The sequence below is a fragment of the Paenibacillus sp. AR247 genome, from assembly GCF_002968895.1.
Classification (GTDB): Bacteria; Bacillota; Bacilli; order Paenibacillales; family Paenibacillaceae; genus Paenibacillus_AQ; species Paenibacillus_AQ favisporus.
Genome location: NZ_PCZT01000003.1, coordinates 46026 through 46897, shown reverse-complemented (window position 1 = coordinate 46897; position 872 = coordinate 46026). Strand labels below are relative to the sequence as shown.

The window sequence follows — 872 nt, the reverse complement described above, 5'->3', positions numbered from 1 at the left end:
GGAGGAAACCCCGGCTGGAGCACGTTCGAAATAAAGAAGCAGCGAATTTCATGGATGAAAGGAAATGTGGATATGTCCCTTCAAATTTATAATACGATGATCCGGGCGAAAGAAGAGTTTGTGTCGAAGCAGCCGGGAAAGGTGAACATGTACGTGTGCGGTCCGACCGTATACGACTACATTCATATCGGGAATGCGCGTCCGATGATCTTTTTCGACGTCGTTCGCTCATATCTGGAGCAGATCGGCAACGAAGTCAATTACGTGGTGAACTTCACGGACGTGGACGACAAGCTGATCCGCAAGGCCGAGCAGATGAACAGCACCGTGCCGGTGGTGGCGGATACGTTTATTAAAGCGTACTACGAGGACCTCGACGGGCTGGGCATTCATAAGGCGACGATCAACCCGCGGGTGACGGAGAACATGGATAACATCATCGCCTTTATCAAGGAGCTGGAAGACGAAGGCTTCGCTTATGAAAAAGGGGGCGACGTCTTCTACCGGACCGGCAAGTTTGCGGGTTACGGCAAGCTATCGCATCAGAAGCTGGAGGAGCTGCAGTTCGGCATCCGGATCGGTGTCGACGAGCGGAAGGAAAGCCCGGAAGACTTTGTGCTTTGGAAGGCGGCGAAGCCGGGAGAGATTTACTGGGCTAGCCCTTGGGGCGACGGCCGCCCTGGCTGGCATATCGAATGCTCGGCCATGGCCCGCCGCTACCTTGGCGACACCCTGGATATCCACGGAGGCGGACAGGACCTGCAGTTTCCGCATCATGAGTGCGAAATTGCGCAGTCGGAAGCTTTGACCGGCAAGCCGCTCGCCAACTACTGGATGCATAACGGGTACATCAAGATCAATAACGAGAAAAT

Annotated in this window: 1 pseudogene; it reads left to right on the top strand. The window is 54.5% G+C overall.

The features are described 5' to 3' along the window. Positions 1 to 72: 72 nt before the first annotated feature. Positions 73 to 872 (top strand): annotated as a pseudogene (cysS, locus tag CPT76_RS03195) (cysteine--tRNA ligase); the annotation flags it as partial.